This window comes from Caballeronia sp. (genome assembly GCF_028292365.1).
Classification (GTDB): Bacteria; Pseudomonadota; Gammaproteobacteria; order Burkholderiales; family Burkholderiaceae; genus Caballeronia.
Map to the genome: position 1 here is coordinate 1 of NZ_JAQGMM010000490.1, position 22,538 is coordinate 22,538.

General features: G+C 60.1%; 22 protein-coding genes. 15 read left to right on the forward strand and 7 right to left on the reverse strand.

What is annotated here, in order from left to right:
- The 5 genes from JWR14_RS28425 to JWR14_RS28445 all read left to right on the forward strand — a co-directional run.
- The coding region (locus JWR14_RS28425; protein WP_299715616.1) for a DUF933 domain-containing protein at window positions 1-212 on the forward strand (212 nt) is incomplete at its 5' end.
- An 89-nt stretch (window positions 213-301) separates the two neighbouring features.
- A complete protein-coding gene (locus tag JWR14_RS28430; protein WP_299715619.1) occupies window positions 302-1,438 on the forward strand; it encodes a Fic family protein in 1,137 nt (378 codons plus the stop codon).
- Between the two features lie 212 nt (window positions 1,439-1,650).
- Window positions 1,651-1,941, forward strand: coding sequence for a DUF3761 domain-containing protein (locus JWR14_RS28435; RefSeq protein WP_299715622.1), 291 nt, complete (start codon window positions 1,651-1,653; stop codon window positions 1,939-1,941).
- A 204-nt stretch (window positions 1,942-2,145) separates the two neighbouring features.
- Window positions 2,146-3,813, forward strand: coding sequence for an energy-dependent translational throttle protein EttA (gene ettA / locus JWR14_RS28440; protein ID WP_299715625.1), 1,668 nt, complete (start codon window positions 2,146-2,148; stop codon window positions 3,811-3,813).
- A 69-nt stretch (window positions 3,814-3,882) separates the two neighbouring features.
- Complete coding sequence (locus JWR14_RS28445; protein WP_299715628.1) at window positions 3,883-5,001, forward strand: DUF748 domain-containing protein; 1,119 nt, start codon at window positions 3,883-3,885, stop codon at window positions 4,999-5,001.
- Here JWR14_RS28445 and JWR14_RS28450 read toward each other — a convergent pair whose 3' ends face one another.
- The 3 genes from JWR14_RS28450 to JWR14_RS28460 all read right to left on the reverse strand — a co-directional run bounded on the left by JWR14_RS28450 (window position 5,002) and on the right by JWR14_RS28460 (window position 7,811).
- On the reverse strand, window positions 5,002-5,625 hold the full coding sequence (locus tag JWR14_RS28450; RefSeq protein ID WP_299715674.1) for an HAD family phosphatase: 624 nt from the start codon (window positions 5,623-5,625) through the stop codon (window positions 5,002-5,004).
- 30 nt (window positions 5,626-5,655) lie between these two features.
- Window positions 5,656-7,476, reverse strand: a complete 1,821-nt coding sequence (locus tag JWR14_RS28455) for an aminopeptidase P family protein (protein ID WP_299715631.1) — start codon at window positions 7,474-7,476, stop codon at window positions 5,656-5,658.
- A gap of 71 nt (window positions 7,477-7,547) precedes the next feature.
- Entirely contained in the window at window positions 7,548-7,811 is a 264-nt protein-coding gene (locus tag JWR14_RS28460; protein WP_299715634.1) for a hypothetical protein, read from the reverse strand.
- Between the two features lie 201 nt (window positions 7,812-8,012).
- On the opposite strand from JWR14_RS28460, the gene JWR14_RS28465 reads away from it, so the two are divergent.
- The 7 genes from JWR14_RS28465 to JWR14_RS28495 all read left to right on the forward strand — a co-directional run bounded on the left by JWR14_RS28465 (window position 8,013) and on the right by JWR14_RS28495 (window position 14,110).
- A complete protein-coding gene (locus tag JWR14_RS28465) occupies window positions 8,013-8,762 on the forward strand; it encodes a response regulator transcription factor (protein ID WP_299715637.1) in 750 nt (249 codons plus the stop codon).
- 50 nt (window positions 8,763-8,812) lie between these two features.
- Window positions 8,813-10,117: a glutamyl-tRNA reductase gene (hemA, locus tag JWR14_RS28470; RefSeq protein WP_299715639.1), complete on the forward strand. Its 1,305-nt coding sequence runs from the start codon at window positions 8,813-8,815 to the stop codon at window positions 10,115-10,117.
- 98 nt (window positions 10,118-10,215) lie between these two features.
- Entirely contained in the window at window positions 10,216-11,298 is a 1,083-nt protein-coding gene (gene prfA / locus JWR14_RS28475) for a peptide chain release factor 1 (protein ID WP_299715642.1), read from the forward strand.
- Window positions 11,295-12,122, forward strand: coding sequence for a peptide chain release factor N(5)-glutamine methyltransferase (gene prmC, locus JWR14_RS28480; protein WP_299715645.1), 828 nt, complete (start codon window positions 11,295-11,297; stop codon window positions 12,120-12,122). Before prfA ends, prmC begins: the two co-directional genes overlap by 4 nt.
- Before the next feature lie 177 nt (window positions 12,123-12,299).
- Window positions 12,300-12,611 (forward strand): Grx4 family monothiol glutaredoxin, encoded by a 312-nt coding sequence (gene grxD, locus JWR14_RS28485; protein ID WP_299715648.1) that lies wholly within the window; start codon window positions 12,300-12,302, stop codon window positions 12,609-12,611.
- A 35-nt stretch (window positions 12,612-12,646) separates the two neighbouring features.
- Window positions 12,647-13,228 (forward strand): UbiX family flavin prenyltransferase, encoded by a 582-nt coding sequence (locus JWR14_RS28490; RefSeq protein WP_299715651.1) that lies wholly within the window; start codon window positions 12,647-12,649, stop codon window positions 13,226-13,228.
- Between the two features lie 96 nt (window positions 13,229-13,324).
- A complete protein-coding gene (locus JWR14_RS28495) occupies window positions 13,325-14,110 on the forward strand; it encodes a class III extradiol ring-cleavage dioxygenase (RefSeq protein ID WP_299715654.1) in 786 nt (261 codons plus the stop codon).
- Between the two features lie 104 nt (window positions 14,111-14,214).
- Here JWR14_RS28495 and JWR14_RS28500 read toward each other — a convergent pair whose 3' ends face one another.
- A complete protein-coding gene (locus JWR14_RS28500) occupies window positions 14,215-15,807 on the reverse strand; it encodes an APC family permease (protein ID WP_299715657.1) in 1,593 nt (530 codons plus the stop codon).
- Window positions 15,808-16,230: 423 nt separating this feature from the next.
- Here JWR14_RS28500 and JWR14_RS28505 point away from each other — a divergent pair, with 423 nt between their 5' ends.
- Window positions 16,231-16,434: a cold-shock protein gene (locus JWR14_RS28505; protein WP_158937752.1), complete on the forward strand. Its 204-nt coding sequence runs from the start codon at window positions 16,231-16,233 to the stop codon at window positions 16,432-16,434.
- A gap of 134 nt (window positions 16,435-16,568) precedes the next feature.
- On the opposite strand, the gene JWR14_RS28510 is transcribed toward JWR14_RS28505, so the two are convergent.
- Entirely contained in the window at window positions 16,569-17,819 is a 1,251-nt protein-coding gene (locus tag JWR14_RS28510; RefSeq protein ID WP_299715662.1) for an Hsp70 family protein, read from the reverse strand.
- 199 nt (window positions 17,820-18,018) lie between these two features.
- Here JWR14_RS28510 and JWR14_RS28515 point away from each other — a divergent pair, with 199 nt between their 5' ends.
- The gene (locus JWR14_RS28515; protein WP_299715665.1) at window positions 18,019-19,497 is read left to right on the forward strand and encodes an MFS transporter; all 1,479 of its coding nucleotides are present in this window, start codon (window positions 18,019-18,021) and stop codon (window positions 19,495-19,497) included.
- A 205-nt stretch (window positions 19,498-19,702) separates the two neighbouring features.
- Here the strand turns inward: JWR14_RS28515 and JWR14_RS28520 are convergent, their stop codons facing one another.
- Both JWR14_RS28520 and JWR14_RS28525 read right to left on the reverse strand, forming a co-directional pair.
- Window positions 19,703-20,299 carry a nitroreductase family protein gene (locus JWR14_RS28520; protein WP_299715668.1) on the reverse strand — a complete coding sequence of 199 codons (597 nt, stop codon included), beginning with the start codon at window positions 20,297-20,299 and terminating at the stop codon, window positions 19,703-19,705.
- Window positions 20,300-20,442: 143 nt separating this feature from the next.
- Window positions 20,443-21,729 carry an MFS transporter gene (locus JWR14_RS28525; protein ID WP_299715671.1) on the reverse strand — a complete coding sequence of 429 codons (1,287 nt, stop codon included), beginning with the start codon at window positions 21,727-21,729 and terminating at the stop codon, window positions 20,443-20,445.
- Between the two features lie 181 nt (window positions 21,730-21,910).
- Between JWR14_RS28525 and JWR14_RS28530 the strand changes: the two genes are divergently transcribed.
- A complete protein-coding gene (locus tag JWR14_RS28530; RefSeq protein ID WP_299715677.1) occupies window positions 21,911-22,498 on the forward strand; it encodes a TetR/AcrR family transcriptional regulator in 588 nt (195 codons plus the stop codon).
- Window positions 22,499-22,538 lie beyond the last annotated feature (40 nt).

The window sequence follows — 22,538 nt, forward strand, 5'->3', positions numbered from 1 at the left end:
CGATTCATATCGGCGACACCGCGCCTCAGGCCGCCGGCGCAATTCACACGGACTTCGAGCGCGGGTTTATTCGCGCGCAGACGATTGCCTTCGATGACTTCGTCGCGTTCAAAGGTGAGCAAGGCGCAAAGGAAGCCGGGAAGATGCGGGCCGAAGGGAAGGAATATGTCGTACACGACGGCGACGTGATGAATTTCTTGTTTAACGTCTGACCCTGAACGAAATAGGCGTAAATGGATTGAATAACGGGCTAAGCATCGGCGACGGGGGCGCCCGACTTAGCGGACATAAATGGGTGTAAATGGGTGTATTATTGGTTCAAATGATCCGATCCCATACCGTCCAGATAACACCTGAAATCCTCAACCTCATCGCCGGTGTCGATGAGTTCAAGGGCGCTTGGCGCGCGCTTGGTACCTTGGCGCCCGATCGACTCTCGGCATTGCGTCGGGTGGCTACTATCGAAAGCATCGGTTCGTCCACCCGTATCGAGGGCAGCACGCTGTCGGACCGGCAGGTCGAGCGACTTTTGTCCAACCTGCAGATCAAGTCGTTCGCGACACGCGACGAGCAGGAGGTGGCTGGCTACGCCGAGGTCATGGAACTGGTGTTTTCGTCCTGGCGAGCCATCACGCTCACCGAGAACCACATCAGACAACTGCACCGCGACCTGCTAACGTACAGCGAGAAAGACGCTTGGCATCGGGGCAACTACAAGACTTCTACAAACAGCGTGGTCGCCTTCGATGAGGATGGCAAGCAGCTAGGCGTAGTGTTCGAAACCGCGACGCCCTTCGACACGCCGCGCTTGATGACCGAGCTGGTCACATGGTTCAACGACGAGAGCGCCGCCGCTCGACTTCATCCCCTGCTCCTCATCGGCATTTGGGTCGTTGTTTTTCTGGAAATCCACCCTTTTCAGGACGGCAACGGCCGCTTGAGCCGTGTGTTGACCACCTTGCTACTCCTGCATGCGGGCTACGCTTACGTACCCTACAGCTCACTCGAAAGTGTCATTGAGCTGAGCAAGGAAGCGTACTACCTCGCGCTACGGCAGACACAAGGAACCATCCGAACCGAGTCTCCAAACTGGCGACCTTGGCTTGTCTTCTTCCTGCGCGCGTTGGCGGAACAGGTTCGGCGTCTTAACCACAAAGTGGAGCGCGAGAAGGTGGTGCTGGCCGCGCTGCCAGAACTCTCACTGCACATTGTCGAGTTCGCGCGGGAGCATGGGCGCATCACGATGGGCGATGCGATTCGACTCACTGGCGGTAGTCGCAATACGCTCAAGCAGCACCTGCGTGCGTTGGTGGAACACGGGCATCTCGGGCAGCACGGGGCTGGTCGAGGTGTCTGGTATGAGTTTTCGTCGTCATCAGATACATCTCCCAATCTCCGTCAATCCGAAACAGGCGACGCACGCCCAGCAGACAAGTAACGCTGTCGAGTTCTGGCTCATCGGCAACCTTCTGCATCTGCTTGGGTATGCGAAGTGTGAAAACTTCGTCAAGGTCGCGAAAAGCCGAGATTGCCTGCGAACGTCGGGGCATGGCGCCGCAGACCATGTTCCTGACGTCAGGAACATGGTCGACCTCAGCTCAGGTAGCCAGCGCGAAGTCGATGACATCCTTTGCGTCCAAAACAAAAACAATGACGACACATTTATATCACCGCACCGCCTCGATCCTCCTCGCGGCCGCCCTCGCGCTCAGTTCCTCCACCTCGTTCGCCTACGCCTACTCCGCCCCGAACGAGTCCGACCTCGATAACCACCAGACCTATCGCAATCACGACGGTGAAACCGTCCACTCTCCAGCGCGTTCGCGTTCGGGCCAGGCGCCCGACGGCGCCACGGCTCAATGCCGCGACGGAACATGGAGCTTCAGCCGGCATCGCAGCGGCACGTGTTCGCGGCATGGCGGCGTCGCAGCCTGGCGCTGACAATGCTCGGCACACTCAGGCGAGAGCCGCAGGCAGCCATATCCATCGAAGTACAATGTCGTCACTTCCCGCGCGCTGCGGGAAACGCATCGTCGCGTACTGAATTCAGGGGTTTCCCGGCGGAGGCTTAAAAACCGACATCCGCCCGGCCGAAGCCCGCCGTAAAACCGACATCCGTCAACCTCAAGACAACCGAACCCGCAAATGGCCCAATACGTCTTCACCATGAACCGCGTCGGCAAGATCGTGCCGCCCAAGCGCCAGATCCTGAAAGATATCTCGCTGTCGTTTTTCCCCGGCGCCAAGATCGGCCTGCTCGGCCTGAACGGTTCCGGCAAGTCGACCCTGATCCGCATCATGGCGGGCGTCGACAAGGAAATCGAAGGCGAAGCCACGCCGATGCCGAACCTGAACATCGGCTACTTGCCGCAGGAACCGCAACTCAATCCGCAGCAAACGGTGCGCGAAGCGGTTGAAGACGGCCTCGGCGAAGTCTTCAGCGCGCAGAAAAAGCTCGACGCCATCTACGCGGCGTACGCGGAACCCGACGCCGACTTCGATGCCCTCGCCGCCGAGCAAGCCAAATACGAAGCCATCCTCGCGACGAGCGACGGCGGCACGCCCGAGCAACAACTTGAAGTCGCCGCCGACGCGCTGCGCCTGCCCGCGTGGGACGCGAAAATCGAACACTTGTCGGGCGGCGAAAAGCGTCGTGTGGCGCTCTGCAAATTGCTGCTGCAAAAGCCCGACATGCTGCTGCTCGACGAACCAACCAACCACTTGGACGCCGAATCGGTGGATTGGCTGGAACAGTTCCTGACGCGCTATCCGGGTACGGTCGTGGCGGTCACCCACGATCGCTATTTCCTCGATAACGCCGCCGAGTGGATTCTCGAACTCGACCGCGGCCACGGCATTCCGTGGAAGGGTAACTACAGCAGCTGGCTTGACCAGAAGCAGGATCGGCTGAAGCAGGAAGAATCGACGGAATCGGCGCGTCAGAAAGCGTTGAAGAAAGAACTGGAATGGGTGCGCCAAAACCCGAAGGGACGCCAGGCGAAATCGAAGGCCCGTATCGCGCGCTTCGAGGAACTCAACAGCCAGGAATACCAGAAGCGCAATGAAACGCAGGAAATTTTCATCCCCGTCGGCGACCGGCTGGGCAATGAAGTGATCGAGTTCAAGAACGTGAGCAAGGCTTATGGCGACCGTTTGCTGATCGATAACCTCAACATGAAGATCCCGGCCGGCGCGATTGTCGGAATTATCGGGCCGAATGGCGCAGGGAAATCCACGTTGTTCCGCATGCTCACGGGTAAGGAACAACCGGATTCAGGTGAAATCGTCACGGGTCCGACGGTCAAGCTGGCGTACGTGGATCAAAGCCGCGATGCGCTTAACGCCGGCAAGACTGTGTTCGAAGAGATTTCGGGCGGTGCGGACGTATTGACGGTCGGCAAGTACGAAACGCCGTCGCGGGCGTATATCGGCCGCTTCAACTTCAAGGGCGGCGATCAGCAGAAGACCGTCGGCGCGTTGTCAGGCGGTGAACGTGGCCGCCTGCATCTGGCGAAGACGCTGATTGAAGGCGGCAACGTGCTGTTGCTGGACGAGCCGTCGAATGACCTGGACGTTGAAACGCTGCGCGCGCTCGAAGACGCGTTGCTGGAATTCGCCGGATCGGTGATGGTGATCTCGCATGATCGCTGGTTCCTCGACCGGATCGCGACGCACATCATCGCGTTTGAAGGCGATTCGCAAGTGACCTTCTTCGACGGCAACTATCAAGAGTACGAAGCCGACAAGCGCAATCGTCTGGGCGAAGAAGCGGCGAAGCCGAAACGCCTGCGCTACAAGCCAATCGTCCGATAAACACGGCCAGCGGCCAACAACAACGCACCAAATCGCCGCCCGCGCGCGGCTTGGATGGGGGACATCGGGATGGCGGGTACAAAGGCGCGACGCGTCGCGCTGTGGGCGGGCGTGGTCATCGTGGTGTTGCTGTTGGCAGTTGTCGGCGGCGGGTTTCTCGTTGCGCATGAAATGAAGGCGCGCGTGCTTGAAACGCTAGGGCCGCTCGGCTCGGTGGAAGATATCGATGTGGGTTATGCGCGGATCACGTTGAGCCGCGTGCGCCTGCGGGGCCCGCAAGGCTGGCCCACGGACGACACGCTGCGAGCCGAGCGCGTGACGCTGAACGTCGACATGCGCTCCCTCCTGAGCAATCGCGTGCATCTGCGCCATGTGACGGTGGATGGTTTTTATCTCTCCGTCGCCCGTTTCGCCGATGGCCGCGTCGAGTTGCTGCCCAATCTCCGGCAGTCAACACGCGAGGCCCAGGCAAGCTCAAGCGAAGCTGCGGCGCACGCGCAAGAAGACCGGCTGATCGATCACGTGACGTTCGAGCGCGGCGCAATGGAATTCTTCGATGAATCCGTGCAAAAGCCGCCCTACAGGATCCTGATTGCCGACGCGCGGGCCAACGTCGACAACCTGCATCTTCCTGCGCTCACCGATCCGACCAAGCTCGACATGACCGGGTCGATCAAAGGGCCGTCGCACACGGGCACAGTCGCGTTCAATGGCTGGATAAAGATCGCAAACAAGGATTCGCAGACGCACACGACCTTGCGCAATGTCGACATTGCTACGCTCGATCCGTATCTGCTGAGGAAAGCGGGCGCGAGGACCACCATCACGGGCGGCACGCTCGACCTCACGCTCGACGCCACCGTGCACGACTACCGCATCCACGCGCCGGGTTCCGTCGTGCTGAACCGGTTGCAGTTATCGGATAACGGCAATCCACTCGACACGTTTCTCAGCATTCCGACAAAGCTCGCGGTCGCGGCGTTGAAAAATCACGATCAGATCAAGCTGGACTTCGAGCTGGACGGCGATCTGCGCGACCCGAAGTTCTCGCTCAACGAGAGCTTGATGAACAAGCTCGCGGAGGGCTTCGCCAAGATTGTCGGCGTGAACACCGAAGGCGTGGCCAAGAACGCCGGCGGCGTAGTCAAGAGCATCGGCGACACGCTGAAGCATCTGTTTGGAAAGTGATTACACGGGCAAACCGAGCACCCTCAAGCGCGCTTCGGTCTGCTCGGCATTCGTGTGATGCACGGCATTCCAGCCAAGCGTGGTGGCGGCCTGAATGTTCTTCGCGTTGTCATCGATAAAAACAACTTCCTGCGGCTGGATGCCCGGAAGATGCTTTTCAATCTCGGTCCACATCAACGCGAAAATCGCTGGATCGGGTTTTGCGACCAACACACGCCCCGACACAACGACCTCGCGAAAACGCTGCAGCACCGGGAACCGTTCCCAAGCCCAGGGGAACGTTTCAGCGGACCAGTTGGTAAGTCCGAACAGCGGTACTTTCGCGGCCTCGAGCTTGTCGACCAGTGCGACGCCATCTTCCAGCACGCCTCCCACCATCTCCTGCCAGCGTTCGTAAAACGCGCGGATCAGGGCTTCGTGTTCAGGGAACCTGGCGATCAATTCGGCATTGCCGTCGGCGATGGTTTGCCCTGCGTCCTGCTGCAGCACCCAGTTCATATGCACAACGTTGTCCATGAACCAGCGCCGTTCGGTGGCATCGGGAATCAGGCGGCTGTACACATACTCCGGATTCCAGTCGATCAACACGCCGCCGAAATCAAACACTACTGCCTTGATCGCCATTCGTTCGCTGATTGTCATGCAGCGCTCCGTTCAGATTGCTTGCGTGCGTTTTTCGAGCCACGTTTTCGCCGCGCCGGACACATGCGGCGAGACCCGTTCGAGAACCGTGGCGTGATAGTCGTTGAGCCACGCGCGTTCGTCGTCGCGCAGCAAAGTCAGGTCGATGCAGCGTGTGTCGACAGGACACAGCGTCAGCGTTTCGAACTTGAGGAAATCGCCGAAGTCGGTTTTGCCGGCGGGCTCGTTCATGACGAGGTTTTCGATGCGAACACCCCATTTCCCCGGCCGATAAAGCCCCGGTTCAATCGACGTGATCATGCCGTCTTCCATCGCCGTGTACGGCTCGGCCGGCGCGTAGTGCGAGATGACCTGCGGGCCTTCGTGCACATTCAGGAAATACCCGACGCCATGCCCTGTGCCGTGTCCGTAGTCCGCGCCAGCTTCCCAAATGGGCGCGCGGGCGATGGCATCGAGCATCGGTGAGCGAATGCCGCGCGGGAAATGCGCCCGCGACAACGCGATCGTCCCCTTCAGCACAATGGTGAAATCACGTTTGTGCTCAGCCGTAATCGTGCCGATAGGTACAACGCGCGTGATATCCGTCGTACCGCTGAGGTACTGGCCGCCTGAATCGATCAGCAACAAGCCATTGCCTTCGATCACCGAATGTGAGGCTTCGGTCGCGCGGTAATGCGGCATCGCGCCATTCGCATTGAAGCCGGCGATAGTCGCAAAGCTTAACGTGACGAACCCTGGCCGACGCGCACGCGCAGCCGTCAATTTTTCGTCGATAGTCAGTTCCGTGATCGTCTCGCGCCCGAGCGTATCTTCGAACCATGCGAAGAACTCGGCGAGCGCCGCGCCGTCCTGTTCCATCGTCGCGCGGATGTGCGCGGCGTCGGCGGCAGTCTTGCGCGACTTGGCGAACGTCGACGGATTCACCGCCTCCACAATCTTCACTTCAGCCGGCACTTTCTCGAGCGAGCCGAACGTAATCCGGCGCGGATCGATCAGCAGCGTAGAACCGGCGGGCAGCGCGGCAAGAGCATTGGCGACGGAGGAATACGGCTCGACGCGCACTTTCTCCTTCAGCAGCGACGCCTTGAGATCGGCGGAAATCTTGCCATCGCCGACGAACAGCGAAGCGTCGTCCAGTCCGATCAACGCATGCGCCACGAACACGGGGTTGTAGGTGACGTCGGCGCCGCGCAGATTGAAGAGCCACGCGAGATCATCGAGCGTCGAAATGAAATGCCACTGCGCGCCCTTCTCGCGCATCACGCGCCGCACTTCCGCGAGCTTTTCAGGACGCGTGACGCTCGCCTGGGGCGCGACGTGTTCGTACACCTTCTCCGATGGCAAACCCGGCCGCTCCGGCCAGACGGCATCGAGCAAATCCAGGTCCGTGCGCAATACGATTCCGCGTGCGGTCAGCGCATCCTGCAACGCCCGCGCCGCCGCGACACCGAGCACGGCGCCATCGACTGCAACCGTCTCGCCGGCCGCTACGTTCTCCGCGAGCCAGTCCACGTGCGGGGCGGACTGCTGCCCGGCCATCATCTTCATCAACGCGATGCCGGTCCCGGCCAGTTGCGCCTCGGCCATCGTCCAATAACGGCTATCGACCCACACGCCGGCGAAATCGGCGGTCACGACCAACGTTCCAACCGAGCCCGTGAACCCTGAGAGCCACTGCCGCCCCTGCCAGTGCTCCGTCAGGTACTCGGAGATGTGCGGGTCCGACGACGGCACCAGCACGGCGGCCAGCGCCTCACGCGCCATCGCGCCGCGCAGCAATTCGATACGCCGGGCGTAAGTCTGGCCATCGGGGGAATTCAGTCGATCGTTCATGGAGTCACCTGCAGAATTTATTTGATACGTAGAACCAGTCGAACCGTAATCAACGGTACATCAACCGCGAATCAACGCCGCGCCGCCAGTCCCACTGTGACGGTCACAGCGACCAGCGCCAACAGCGCGCACGCTAGCCACTCAAGGGAGTCGCCATCGTGGAAAGCGCCCGTGATATTGCCGAGCATCTTTGCGAGCATGGCCGCCACGATGCCGACGAGTCCCGCCGCCCACAGTCGGCCGAATGGTTTTGAGATCAAACGCCGCAACGGATGCAGCCACCAGCCGGCCAGTCCGACCACCAAACCGAGAAATACGATCCCTGGCCACCCCATTAGCGGTGCGTTCCAGCGGAATTAAGACTAAACCTATGGGTTGAATCGGATTGGTGAACTAGCATTTTCGGTTCTGTAAACCTAGAAGGTCTGGAAGGCGTTTGCAGCGTAGCGGATGAGTTTAGGGGGCTGGAATGGCGATGGCAAGCAAGTGCCGCGCCGCCCGGCCTGCTCTCAACGCGCGAGGCAGCGTCGGAAATCATGCGAATCGCCATCATCGACGCGGACGTTCAGCACGCCGCACTCATCCGCCGGACGCTTGTCCTGGACGGCCATTTTTGCCATTTCTTCCCCACCGCGCCCGTGTTGCTGGATCGGATGAGGTACGACACATTCGATTTGCTGATCGCCGCCAATGAAACGCGCGACATGATCGGCGCGGAAATCATCGAACGGGTCAGGCAACTCGCGCCGCAACTTCCCATTGTGTTGATCGCGGCGAGCCAGAGCGAGGCCGACATGGTCGCGTGCCTGAAAGCCGGCGCCGACGATTGCGTCGCGAAACCTGTCCGCTGCGTCGAACTGGCCGCCCGCGTTGAGGTGCTGGCGCGCCGCAGCGCGGTTCGTACGCCCGCCGCCGAGCATTTCGGCGAGTATCGGTTCAACGCGTCGGAATTGAGCGTGAGTTTCGCCGATGTGCGGGTCTTGCTCACGCCGAAGGAATTCCGCTTCGCCCGGTTGCTGTTCACGAACCTGTCGCGCGCCGTGTCGCGGGCGCACATCATGGAAGTGGTCTGGCCGCGCGGGAGCGACATGGCGTCGCGGACACTGGACACCCACGCGTCCCGTCTGCGCACGAAATTGCTGCTTCGACCGGACAACGGTTACCGCCTGACGCCGCTCTACGGCTACGGTTACCAACTGGACCGGATTGAAGCGGACGGCATTGCAGGCGGCTTGTCTGGCTTGGGTTTCCAGGCTGGGACTGAAGGAATCCGCGAAAGGCTATAATATCGGGCTAAATTCCAAGGTTCCCAAGGCCATCGGATCAGGCCCATAACATGCAGCTCCTCGCGATCGGAATCAACCACCACACTGCGCCTGTCGCCTTGCGCGAACGCGTGGCGTTTCCGCTCGAACAGATCAAACCAGCGCTCGGCGCGCTGAAAGACCTGTGGCTGGGGCCGCTGGGGAAAGCGGTGCCGGAGGCCGCGATCCTGTCGACGTGCAACCGCACGGAGCTGTATTGCGCCACCGACGACAAAGCCGCCCGCGACGCCGCCATCCATTGGCTGTCCAAGTATCACAATCTGCCGGTGTCCGAACTCGCGCCGCACGTCTACGCGCTGCCGCAGTCCGAAGCGGTGCGGCATGCGTTTCGCGTTGCCTCGGGACTTGATTCCATGGTGCTCGGCGAGACGCAGATTGTCGGCCAGATGAAAGACGCGGTGCGCACGGCGTCCGAAGCCGGCGCGCTCGGCACCTATCTGAACCAGCTGTTCCAGCGCACCTTCGCCGTCGCGAAGGAAGTCCGCACGACAACTGAAATTGGGGCGCAATCTGTTTCCATGGCCGCCGCGGCGGTGCGTCTCGCGCAGCGCATCTTCGAAAACATTTCGGGTCAGCGCGTGCTGTTTATTGGCGCAGGTGAAATGATCGAGTTGTGCGCGACGCACTTTGCCGCGCAAAAACCACGCGAGCTCGTGGTGGCGAACCGCACCGCCGAGCGCGGCGAAAAGCTCGCTGAACGCTTCAACGGCCGTTCCATTCCCCTCTCCGAGCTGCCCGCGCGCATGCACGAGTTCGACATCATCGTGTCGTGCACGGCATCCACGTTGCCGATCATCGGGCTCGGCGCGGTGGAACGGGCCGTCAAGGCACGTCGCCATCGGCCGATTTTCATGGTCGATCTCGCCGTTCCGCGCGACATCGAACCTGAAGTGGGCAAGCTGCAGGACGTATTCCTCTATACCGTCGATGACCTCGGCGCGATCGTGCGCGAAGGCAGCGCGTCGCGCCAAGCAGCGGTGGCGCAAGCGGAATCGATCATCGACACCCGTGTGCAGAACTTCATGCAATGGCTCGACGCACGCAGCATCGTGCCGGTGATCCGCCACATGCACACGCAAGCCGATGCAATGCGCCGCGCCGAAGTCGAACGCGCCCGCAAGATGCTCGCGCGTGGCGACGACCCGGCCGCGGTGCTCGAAGCGCTGTCGCAATCGCTGACCAATAAGCTGATCCACGGCCCTACGCACGCGCTCAGCCGTGCCAGCCGTGAGAATCGCGACCAGCTCGTCGACCTGATGGGCGGGCTTTACAAGCACGGCCATCCGTCGGGATCGAACGATCCGTCGGAAACTTAGCGCCCCTCTTTCGTCTCTTCTGCTTTGCGCCGCATGCGAGCATCTTTGCGGTCGCGTTCCTGATCGCTGTCTTCTTCGGAGCCTCGCTCCAGCCTTCCATGAAAACGAGCATGCAAAACAAGCTCGACCAGCTGACTACCCGGCTGGCCGAACTCAATGACCTGATGAGCCGCGAAGATGTGACCGCCGATATGGATCAGTATCGGAAGATCACGCGGGAAAACGCCGAAATTGGGCCAGTCGTGGAGCAATACGCGTTGTGGCGGCAGGCGTCAAACGACGAAACCACCGCCATGGAGTTGCTCTCCGATCCGTCCATGCGTGATTTCGCCGAAGAAGAGATTGGCGAGGCACGCGAGCGGATGGTGGCTATCGAGCGCGATCTGCAAGCCATGTTGCTGCCGAAAGATCCGAACGACGACCGCAATATCTTCATCGAAATCCGGGCAGGCACGGGCGGTGATGAATCCGCGCTGTTCGCGGGCGACCTGTTGCGCATGTATCTTCGATACGCCGAGCGCAATCGCTGGACGGTCGAGATGATGTCCGAAAGCGTCTCCGATCTCGGCGGTTATAAAGAAGTGATCGTGCGGATCGCGGGCCAGAACGTGTACTCGAAGCTGAAGTTCGAATCGGGCGGACATCGCGTACAGCGGGTGCCGGCGACCGAAACGCAGGGGCGCATTCACACCTCGGCGTGCACGGTCGCGGTGATGCCCGAAGCCGACGAGCTTGGCGAAGTGGTGATCAATCCGGCGGACCTGCGTATTGATACTTTCCGCGCTTCCGGCGCGGGCGGCCAGCACATCAACAAGACCGATTCGGCCGTGCGCGTCACGCATTTGCCGACGGGGATCGTGGTGGAGTGCCAGGACGATCGCTCGCAGCACAAGAACAAAGATCGCGCGCTGAAGGTGCTCGCCGCGCGGATCATGGACAAGCAGTATCACGAGCAGCACGCGAAGGAAGCGGCCACGCGCAAGAGCCTGATTGGTTCGGGCGATCGTTCGGAACGGATTCGCACGTATAACTTTCCGCAAGGGCGGATGACCGATCATCGGATCAACCTGACGCTGTATAAGCTCGATGCGATCATGGATGGCGATATCGACGACCTGGTGGCCGCGCTCGTCAGCGAACATCAGGCCGAGTTGCTGGCGGCGCTGGGCGATTCGGAATGACAACGGTCGCCGGATTATTGCGCGCGTCTCCCCTTCCCGCGCTCGAAACGCGGATCCTGCTGGAGCACGTGCTCGGCTGGCGGCGGACCGAATTGATCACGCGCGACGACGAGGAACTGACTGAAGAAAGCGTCGGGCGCTTCGACGCGCTGGCCCAACGGCGCGCGGCGGGCGAACCGATCGCGCAACTCGTGGGAACGCGGGAGTTTTTTGGACTCGCGTTCGAGGTCACGCCGCTTGTGCTGATTCCGCGGCCAGAGACCGAATTGCTCGTGGAAATCGCGCTTGAACAGCTGGCGGGGATCGAAGCTCCGCGAGTGCTCGATCTCGGCACGGGCAGTGGCGCGATCGCTGTGGCGATTGCTTTTTCCCGCGACAACGCTCAGGTCTGGGCGGTCGATCAATCTGCCGAAGCACTTGCAGTAGCCACCCGGAATGCTTCACGGTTGCTGGGTCCCGAGCGCAACATCACGCTGCTGGAAAGCGACTGGACCAGCGCGCTCGATCCCGCGCTGCGCTTCGAGATGATCGTGAGCAATCCGCCGTATATCGCGAAGAACGATCCTCATCTTTCCGAAGGCGATCTGCGCTTCGAACCGCGCACGGCACTCACCGATGAAGCCGATGGCCTCGCCGCGATCCGCACAATTATCCAGACTGCGCCGTTTTTCCTGGCGACGGGCGGCTCGCTCTGGCTGGAACACGGCTACGATCAGGCCGCCGATGTACGCGCGCTGCTGACGGCACGCGGTTTGTCCGACGTACGCTCGCAGCGCGACCTGGCTGGGATCGAACGTGTCAGCGGCGGGTTTTTCGCGGCTTGACTCCCATTGGCAACGGCATCAAACGGCCACAAAGCCATCCCGGCCGGCTCAAGCCGCCCCGATTGAAATCCGCTATCATTTCAAATCGTTAGCGTGTGAAATTTCGCTTGAAGTAGCGCATACGTCACCGCTGGACCCAAAATCAACCCCGCATTACAACGCCTCGCAGGAAAGACCATGGATACGCAAGAACGCATCAAAGAAATCGTCGAAGGAGCACCGGTCGTGCTGTTCATGAAGGGCACCGCGCAGTTCCCCATGTGCGGTTTCTCAGGCCGCGCCATCCAGGTACTGAAGGCTTGCGGCGTGACCGAAATCAAGACGGTCAACGTCCTTGAAGACGAGGGCGTCCGCCAAGGCATCAAGGAATTCTCCAACTGGCCGACCATTCCGCAGCTTTACGTGAACGGTGAGTTCGTCGGCGGCTCGGACATCATGATGGAAATGTACGAATCGGGCGAACTGCAACAATTGTTCGCCGCTGCCTGAGATTGTCCGTCGCCCGTTCTTCGCCCGCAGCGCCCGTGCCGCGACGGCTGATTGTCGCCATCACGGGGGCAACGGGTTCAATCTATGGCGTCCGGCTGCTGGAAACGCTGCGTCGCCTGGGTGGCGTCGAAACGCATTTGCTGGTCTCCAACGCGGGCTGGCTGAACATCCAGCACGAACTGGATCTCGATAAAACCGCCATCCACGCGCTCGCGGACGTTGTGCATAACGTTCGCGATGTCGGTGCGAGCATCGCATCCGGGTCGTTCGCCACCGACGGGATGATCGTCGCGCCTTGTTCGATGAAAACGCTGGCGAGCATCGCGCTCGGGCTATCGGACAATCTGATTACCCGCGCCGCCGACGTCGTGCTCAAAGAACGTCGCCGCCTGGTGTTGATGGTGCGCGAAACGCCGTTCAATCTCGCCCATCTTCGCAATATGACCTCGGTCACCGAGATGGGCGGCGTAATTTTCCCGCCGCTGCCGGCGTTCTACCATCGTCCGGCTTCTATCGACGAAATGGTCAATCAGACGGTCGACCGCGTGATCGACATGTTTGCGCTCGGAAGCCCAATCGCGGCAGCCTGGCCGGGATTGAAACACGCGAGCGATTAACAACACCCGCGAGACAATTCATTGCCTCGCCGGCTGTTTATCAACTGTTCAACGGTCTATATATTCGTGGTAATGCTGTTTTCTGAGGTTGCTGCGATGTCCCGTCTTCCGACCGTTTTCATATCCCACGGTGCTCCGACGCTGCCTATCGACCCGTCGATGCCTTCCGCTGAATTCGCCTCCTTCGCGACGCGCTTCGAACGTCCGCGTTCGATACTCATGCTTTCCGCGCACTGGGGCACGGCGCAACCGGTCGCAAGCATTGCTGAGCGTCCGGAGACCATCCACGATTTCTACGGCTTTCCACGCGCTCTGTACGAAATCCAGTACCGCGCGCCGGGTGCGCCGGAACTTGGCAAGCAAGCCGCAACGCTGCTGACCCAAGCGGGTATTCCTTCGGCAATCACGGAGCACGGTCTTGATCACGGCGCGTGGGTGCCGCTACTGCTGATGTTTCCGGACGCGGGGATTCCGGTCGCGCAGTTATCAATACAACCGCACTTGGATCCGGCTCACCACTATCGCGTCGGCCGTGCGCTGCGGGCGTTAAGAGATGACGGCGTGATGATCGTGGGCTCCGGCCAGATCACGCACAATCTGCGGACAGCGGATTTCAGCGCGCGGCCGGAAGACGCCGATCCGCGCGTGGCCGAATTCACGGACTGGTTCGAGGATCGGCTGGTAAAACGGGACATCGAAGCCTTGCTGGATTATCGGAAACAGGCGCCGCACGCCGTGCTGATGCATCCCACCGACGAACATCTGCTGCCAATTTTCGGCGCACTAGGCTCCGCCGACGACGATTTTGAACTGGGAATTCAGTCGCTCGGTACATTTCAGAAAACGTTGGCCATGACAAATTACGTTTTCGGCGATGCCTGAATCCCCACAAAATGCGGTGATTTGCCACGAACAGAAATAAAAAACCCGCTTGATTGCTCAAGCGGGTTTTTTTCATTGAATAGCGGAATTTTACGAATTCGTTATCACGCGCCGACCTCGGCGAGGATATCGTCGTGGCTTTCCCGTTCGTCGAGATATTGCGACCGATACCCGCTTTGCACGCCCCAATAATAAAACGCCAGCGCCATCACGGCCACCAAGGCCATATCCCAGCCGTACGGCAATAATCCGCGTCCACCGAATTCCTTGCTACCGATCAGCGAAATAAGGGCCATCGCGGGTAAATACACGATCAGCCACCATGCTGCCCTGAGGTCATCGCTCCACTCGTGAAAACCGGTTTTGGACTGATAGTAGAAATACACCGGCAACGCGACCACCATCAACAGGATGATTTCGCCGGTCAGCGGCCACTTTGCCCAGTACAAAACCTCGGACGCGCACACGAACGCAAACGGCGCGATGATCGACATGCCTTTGATCATCAGCGGCCGGTGCAGGTCCGTGGCCGCGCGGCGCAACGCCATCAGGCTCACTGGGCCAGTCAGGTACGAAATCACGGTGGCGACCGAAATCACCGCCGCCAGCGAGCTCCAGCCGCGGAAGAAGAACATGAAGACGAACGCGACGCCCAGGTTGAAGAACATCGCCGGGCGCGGCACGCCGAAGAGCGGATGAACGTGGCCCAGGATCTTCGGCAGCGTGTTGTTGCGCTCCATTGCGTAGATCATGCGCGAAGTGGTCGCCATGTAGGTCGTGCCGGTACCGCTTGGGCTGACGAACGCATCGACATAAAGAAGAAACGCCAGCCAGTTGAGATTAAGCGCCAGCGCCAGTTCGGCGAACGGCGACGCGAAGTTGAAATGACTCCAGCCTTTCAGTACATCGCCAGGACTCACTGCGCCGATATACGCGACTTGCAACAACACATAGATGACGAGCGCGAGCAGGATCGAGCCAATCACTGCGAATGGAATACTCTTCGACGGATTACGCGCTTCTCCAGCGAGATTAACGGGACTCTGAAATCCGTTAAAGCTGAATACGATGCCGCTGGTAGCAACCGCAGTCAGCACTGCGGACCAGCCATAAGGCGCGAAACTCGAACTCGTACCGAAGTTTTCGCGATGAAAGCCGGTCAGCATGAGACCAAGAATAGTTGCGCCGGGAATAATGAACTTGAATACAGTGATTGTCGAATTAGCGCGAGCGAATAATTTAACGCCCCAATAATTCAAAAGGAAATAGACGATTACCAATAAAGCCGACAAAATCAACCCTACCGGCGTTAACGATCCATCGACAAAAAGCGCATGAGCCCATGAATATGGCCAGGTACTCATGTATTGAATCGATGCTTCCGCCTCAATTGGAATGACCGAGACGATCGCAATCCAGTTTGCCCACGCACTGACGAATCCAACCAGCGCGCCATGCGAATAGCGCGCATACCGGACCATTCCGCCAGACTCCGGAAACATTGCGCCGAGTTCGGCATAAGTCAGTGCGATGGCAAGTATGACCACTGCGCCAATAACCCAAGCGACGATTGCTGCGGGGCCTGCAATCTTGGCGGCTTTCCAGGCGCCGAATAGCCAGCCTGAGCCGATGATGGACCCCAGGCCGGTCAGCAGCAACGCCACCGGCCCAATGTTCCGTTGAATAGAACTCTTCACACCGTCTCCTTCAGTCAGTAAACTTTCAAATACCTTATGCGGATTAATGCACAACCATCAGCTAGATTCATGCCCTGCCCCAACTTGGCGCGTAGTTTAACGGGTGCGCCCGGATCACGCTCTAACTGTTACGACTGAGGTTTGGTTCAGTCGACAGGCACTGAAAATATTTACCGAAAGCTTTGTAATATTACATTCGAAGGTCACGAAAAGTGACTCAAAAAAACCCTGCTTACGGTCGGATATTATTTGACCTTGGGTTTGATTCGCCGTATAAACCTTCTTGCAGGATTTCAAGTGGCGAGTGAATTGGTCTTTCGTAGTTCGCCCATTACGGTACTCCGGTTGGTCCCATTGCCCCTTCCTTGATTTTCATGCACATTCGGGCTTCTGCCTTATTCAACATCTTTAGGAACAAGTAACATGGAAACCGGTACCGTCAAGTGGTTCAATGACGCAAAGGGCTTTGGATTCATCACGCCGGACGGCGGCGGCGAAGACCTGTTCGCACATTTCTCCGAAATTCGCGTGGAAGGCTTCAAGACGCTTCAGGAAAACCAGAAGGTTAGCTTCGAAGTGAAGACCGGCCCGAAAGGCAAGCAAGCTGCAAACATCAAGCCGGCCTAAGTTTTAACGCCGCTTGAATAGCAGACAGAAAACCCCGCACTCGCGGGGTTTTTCTTTTTGCATCACGGATTTATCAGTAGTTAATGAGAAACTACTTTAAAAGACTGGCCGGACGGTAATAGCAGTAATACCTATCAACCGAATAGCCGGCGCGCATAAATACCGAGGCCGGTCGCTACGCTGGCCAGCCGGTCGCCAAATACTGCTTCGGCCTCCGGGAACGCATTGGAGAGCGATTGCGATAGGAAGCCGAGTCCGGTCGATCCGCCGGTGAAGTAGACCGCGCCGACGTCCTGGGGCGCCACGCCCGCGCGATGCACCGTTTCCCGGGCTGCCGCCACGATTCGCCGCGTTTCTTCCAGCCCTGCGTCGATAAGTTGCTGCTCGTTAAAGCCAATTCGCAGCGCGTCTTCCACCTCTTCCATGCCGATGGTGGTCTCGCCACCCGCCGCCACTTCAATTTTCGCGGCCTCGGCGTGCGACGCCAGCGCGTGCCCGAGACGGCGATCGACCACGCGCATCAGGCGGTCGTGGTGCTTCTGGTCGCTATAGAGATGCCGCATCAACTGCAGTTCGCTGACGCGTTTCGGCCCGTAGACCGTGTTGATCAAATGCCACGTAGCGAGGTCGAAATAGACGCGATTCGGCACTTCACGGCCTTCCGGCGCCATCGACTGATAGCCGAGTTCGCGCAGGATTGTCGCGAGTTCCACACGCCGGTCGAAGTCCGTTCCGGCCACATGGACGCCGTAATGCGCGAGCACGTCGTCTTTTCGGGAGAGCAGCTTGGCGCGCTCCGGCCCCACCCGCACCAGCGAGAAGTCCGACGTGCCGCCACCGATATCCGCGACCAGCACCAGCCCCTCCTTCGTCAGGCGCGCTTCGTAGTCGAAAGCGGCAGCTATCGGTTCGTACTGGAAATGGATATCCGTCAGACCAATGGCCTGCGCCGCAGCCTGAAGCTGGTTTTGGGCGAGCTGATCGGCACGCGGATCGTCATCGACGAAAAATACCGGGCGGCCCAGCACTGCGCGCGTGATCGGCGTGCTCGAAACAGCCTGCGCCTTCTGCTTCAGATGCTGCAGGAACAGCGTGATGACGTCGACATAGCGGATCGCGGACCCGTCGCCCAGGTCCGTGCTCGTCTCAGCCAGCGGGGAGCCGAGAATGCTCTTCATGGAGCGCATCAGGCGGCCGTCGAAGCCGTCGATGTAAGACTCGAGCGCGGCCCGCCCGTAGGCTTGCTCGTCCTCGTCCGTGTTGAAAAAGACAGCGGTCGGCAGCGTGGTGGCGCTGCCTTCGACCGGCGCGAGCCGGATCGATGCCCCGTCGGGCAATGCGACCGCTGAATTCGACGTGCCGAAATCGATCGCGCAATAGGTCATGAGGTGAGCGACGGCAGCGTAAACGCCGCCGACGTCGCAAACAAAAAGTGGAGCGCGTTTTTAGCACGTAACGCGCAGTACATCAACCGCCAATCAAAAACATCATCGGGGGAACGGATTTTGCTCTAAAACCCGGTAATTAATGCTCTTTGCCGGAGGCGCGTGCAGCCGGTCATTCCTCTCGTTACCGGCCAAACGCATGAACGACACCACGACGATCCGCGCAGTTGAAGGAGTAAAGGAAGCGCCGGCAAAAATCATTGAAACCGATCTGCCCGGAAGACTCGACCGGTTGCCGTGGGGCCGGTTTCATACGCTGATTGTGCTGGCACTCGGGATTACGTGGCTGCTCGACGGACTCGAAGTGACACTCGCCGGCGCGGTGGCCAGCGCGTTGAAAACCAGTCACGTGCTGAAGTTTTCGAACGCTGATGTCGGGTTCGCCGGCAGCGCCTACATTGCGGGCGCCGTGATCGGCGCGCTGGGTTTTGGCTGGCTTACGGACCGGCTGGGCCGTCGCAAGCTCTTTTTCATCACTCTGTTCTTGTACGTGGCGGCCACGGCGGCGACGGCTTTTTCATGGAATCTCGCGAGTTTTGTGCTGTTTCGCTTCCTGACTGGCGCGGGGATCGGGGGCGAATACACCGCGATCAATTCCACGATCCAGGAGTTCACCCCCGCCCGAGTGCGCGGCTGGACGGACCTCGCGATCAACGGCACCTTCTGGGTGGGCGCGGGGCTGGGTGCGGCGGGTTCGATCGTGCTGCTCGATCCGGGCCTGCTGCCGCCTGATTATGGCTGGCGGGCGTGTTTTCTCATCGGCGCAATCCTGGGATTGCTGATCCTTTTCATGCGCATGTGGGTGCCCGAAAGTCCGCGCTGGCTGATCACGCATAACCGCGTAGACGAGGCGAAGGAAATTGTGGAAGGCATCGAGGCGAAGTTTCGCGAACATGGCGTGACGTTGCCTACCGATCCCGTCAAGCCGCTGCGCCTGCACGCCCGCGATCACACGAAACTCAGTGAAGTGTTCCACTCGCTGTTTCATTCGCACAGGCGGCGTTCGCTGGTCGGATTGACGTTGATGACCGCCCAGGCGTTTTTCTATAACGCGATCTTTTTCACCTACGCGTTAGTGCTGACGGATTTCTACGGCGTGCCAGGGGATCACATCGGCTGGTATGTGTTGCCCTTTGCCGCCGGCAATTTCCTCGGGCCGATCATGCTCGGCAAGCTCTTCGATATCCTCGGCCGGCGCAAGATGATCGCCTTTACCTACGCGATGTCGGGTGTTTTGCTGACCATCAGCGGATATATGTTCGAGCAGGGTTGGCTGACAAGCACAACGCAGACTATTTCCTGGATGGTGATCTTCTTTTTTGCATCGTCGGCCGCGAGCTCCGCGTATCTCACCGTCAGCGAAACCTTTCCTCTCGAGATCCGCGCGTTGGCCATTGCGATTTTCTATGCCTTTGGGACGGCGCTGGGCGGCATTGTGGGGCCCGCGTTGTTCGGCCGGCTCATAGACACACATCAGCGTGGCGCGGTGTTCACGGGCTATCTGATCGGTTCTGCGCTGATGGTGCTGGCGGCGGTTGCCGCCGGAGTCTGGGGGGTGTCGGCGGAACGTAAGTCCCTGGAGGATGTGGCGCGGCCGTTGTCGTCGGCGGATGAATGAGGGTTCGCGTAGCTCCGAGGCTACAAACCGCCGCGTTTCGCAGGGCGACGTTTCAGCAATGCGAGCGAAAAAAAGTCCCCAAAACGCGGAGCTTTGGGGATTCAGGTCAACGACCTCCCGGCGCAGGGTGCTGCGATCCACTCCGCCTCGCGCGGCGTCGATCCGACAACCGCGCTTGTCCAGCATTCGAAGCCGCTAAAACCGCTTATTTGAACGCGTTGCCCCAAGCGCCATCGAACGCGATTTCGCCGATCGCCGAGCGCGAGCGTGGCGCGTTTTCGCGCTCCAGCAGGACTTCGTCGAGCAAGGCGGGATCGCCGTGATGTCCCAATGCGATCATCGCGATCACTTCTACATCGTCTGGCGGTGAAAACGCTTCGCGGAACGCGTTGATGTCGAAACCGGCCATTTGGTGCGCGACCAGGCCGAGGGCGTGTGCCTGGAGCACCAGCGACATACCCGCCGCGCCCGTATCGTACGGAGCAGTGCGGTTCACATCGCCTTTAGGTGTCAAAGTCTGCGCCAGCACGCAAATCAGCACCGGCACATTCGCGTTCCACCCCTGGTTGAACGGCACCAGCGTGGCGAAAGCCTTCTGGAAAGCAGCTTCGTCGTGGTTGCGATCAAAAGTCAGAAAACGCCACGGCTGCATGTTGTACGAAGACGGCGCCCAGCGCGCGGCTTCCAGCACGCTATGCAATTGCTCGCGGCTCACCGCCTTGTTCGATATCGCCCGCGGGCTCCAGCGGCCGGCCAGCAGCGCATCGATTGCGACTTCAGTAGGTGCGATTTTTTCGGTCATGTGGCAGTCCCAGGTTGGTTGATCCGGACAGCGCGCACTTACATGCGCGCTGCGAGACCATCAGAATAACCAAGCTGGCAAACACGTGCTGCGGCATCAAATGCGCTACTCCACCGGCACGCCGTCGAGCAGTCGCTTCAGGCTCAGGTCGCCACTGCCTGCATCGAACGCGGCGCCGCTTTGTTGATCCGTAAAACCATCACGGCCGCGACAATACACAGGCTGCCGGAGATCATCGTCGCGACGGTGTAGGTGCCGAGACTCGCGCGCAGCAGGCCGCCCCCAAGCGCCGCAAACGCCGCACCGAGCTGATGCGCCGCCACGACCCAGCCAAATACGATAGGCGCCGCCTCCTTGCCGTAGACGTCGGTAGCAAGCCGGACAGTCGGCGGTACGGTTGCTACCCAATCCAGCCCGTAGAACACGGCGAAGATCGGCAAACCATAGAAGTCGATACCAAACGCGTGCGGCAAGAACATCAGCGACAACCCGCGTAAGCCGTAATACCAGAACAACAACACGCGAGCGTTGAAGCGGTCGGACAGCCAGCCGGACAGCGTGGTGCCGACGAGATCGAAAATGCCCATGGCGGCGAGAAGGCCCGCGCCCTGCACTTCGGTCATGCCGTGATCGGCACACATTGCGATCAGATGCGTGCCGATATACCCGTTCGTACTCGCGCCGCAGATAAAAAAGCTGCCCGCCAGCAACCAGAAATCGCGCGTCTTGCTCGCCATGCCCAGCGTACCGAAAGCGAGCGTGATCGGATTCTTCTGCGCGACGGGAACGGGCGGCGGCGCATCAGGCGCGTCACCAAACGGGCGCAGCACGAGATCGGCCGGACGTTCGGGCAGCAGCCACGCCACCAGGGGCAATGTCACCGCAGCGGCCGCAGCCACGACCAGCACCATGGGACGCCAGCCGAAACGCTCGGTGATCGCCGCGAGCATGGGCAGGAACACGAGCTGACCCGTGGCCGAGCTGGCGGTGAGAATCCCCATCGCCAACCCGCGATGCGACGTGAACCAGCGATTCACTACCGTCGCCGCCAGCGTGATAGCGGCGACGCCGGTGGCTCCGCCTACCAGCACGCCCCACACCAGGATCATCTGCCACGGGGCGGTCATCAGCGTGGACAACCCCACGCCCGTCGCCAGCACCCCAAGCGCGACAAGCAACGTGGGGCGCACGCCGAAACGCTGCATCGCGGCGGCGGCGAACGGTCCGGTCAGGCCATACAGCGCCAGGTTGATGGAAATCGCGAGCGAGATAGTCGCGCGACTCCAGCCGAATTGCTGCTCAAGCGGCAACATCATGACGCTGGGTGTCGCGCGCGTGCCGGCGGCCGCGAGCAATACAAGAAACACGACGCCTACCGATATCCACGCGTAATGCATGCGGCCCGAAAGCCGCCTGGCTGCCCAATTCATCCTTCGCTCCGGTTTCTTCTGATTGTCTGGCGACGAACGTTACCGCTCAGTCACATTTAGGTTGCGAGCTTAGTGACTGCTCGGTAACATGTCAAGAATCCCTTCGGAAGTAAAGGACTTGACCGTGGTACGCGTATCGAATGAAGGCACTGTCGCCGATAAAAAAACCGTCCGCCGGCACATGGACGGCGCGACCGCGCAGGAGCAATTGCTCGACGCCGCTGAGCAGCTGTTTTATCGCGATGGCATTCGGGCGATCAGCGTGGACGCGGTCGTTGAGCGCGCCGGTGTGAACAAGATGAGCGTGTACCGGCAGTTTTCGTCGAAAGACGATCTCGTGGTGGCGTATCTCACGCGCATGGACGCGCGCTTTCGGGAGCGGGTCGAACGCAGTATCGCGAAACATCCGGATCAACCGGGCAAAGCCCTTGTTCAGAGCATTACTGACCTTGTAGAACGGGCATCGAATCCGGATTATCGCGGCTGTCCGTTCGTGAACGTGGCCTGCGAATTCGCAGATCGTGAGCATCCGGTGCGGGTATCGGTGGCGAACAACAAGCAGTATCTGATTAGCCGCCTGCTGGAGTTATCGAGCGCGGCGGGCGCGGCCGACCCTCAACTTCTTGCCGATTCCCTCGCGTTACTGGTAGAGGGCATTTACGCTGCGAGTCAGACTTTCGGCCCCGGTTGCGGACCCATGCGTGCAGCGCCATCCACCGCTGCTCTGCTCGTGAAAGCGGCGTGCGGTGAAGACAGGATTGAACGGTGAACGAAGAGATTATCAATACAACGCGGCATTGGCTGACGCG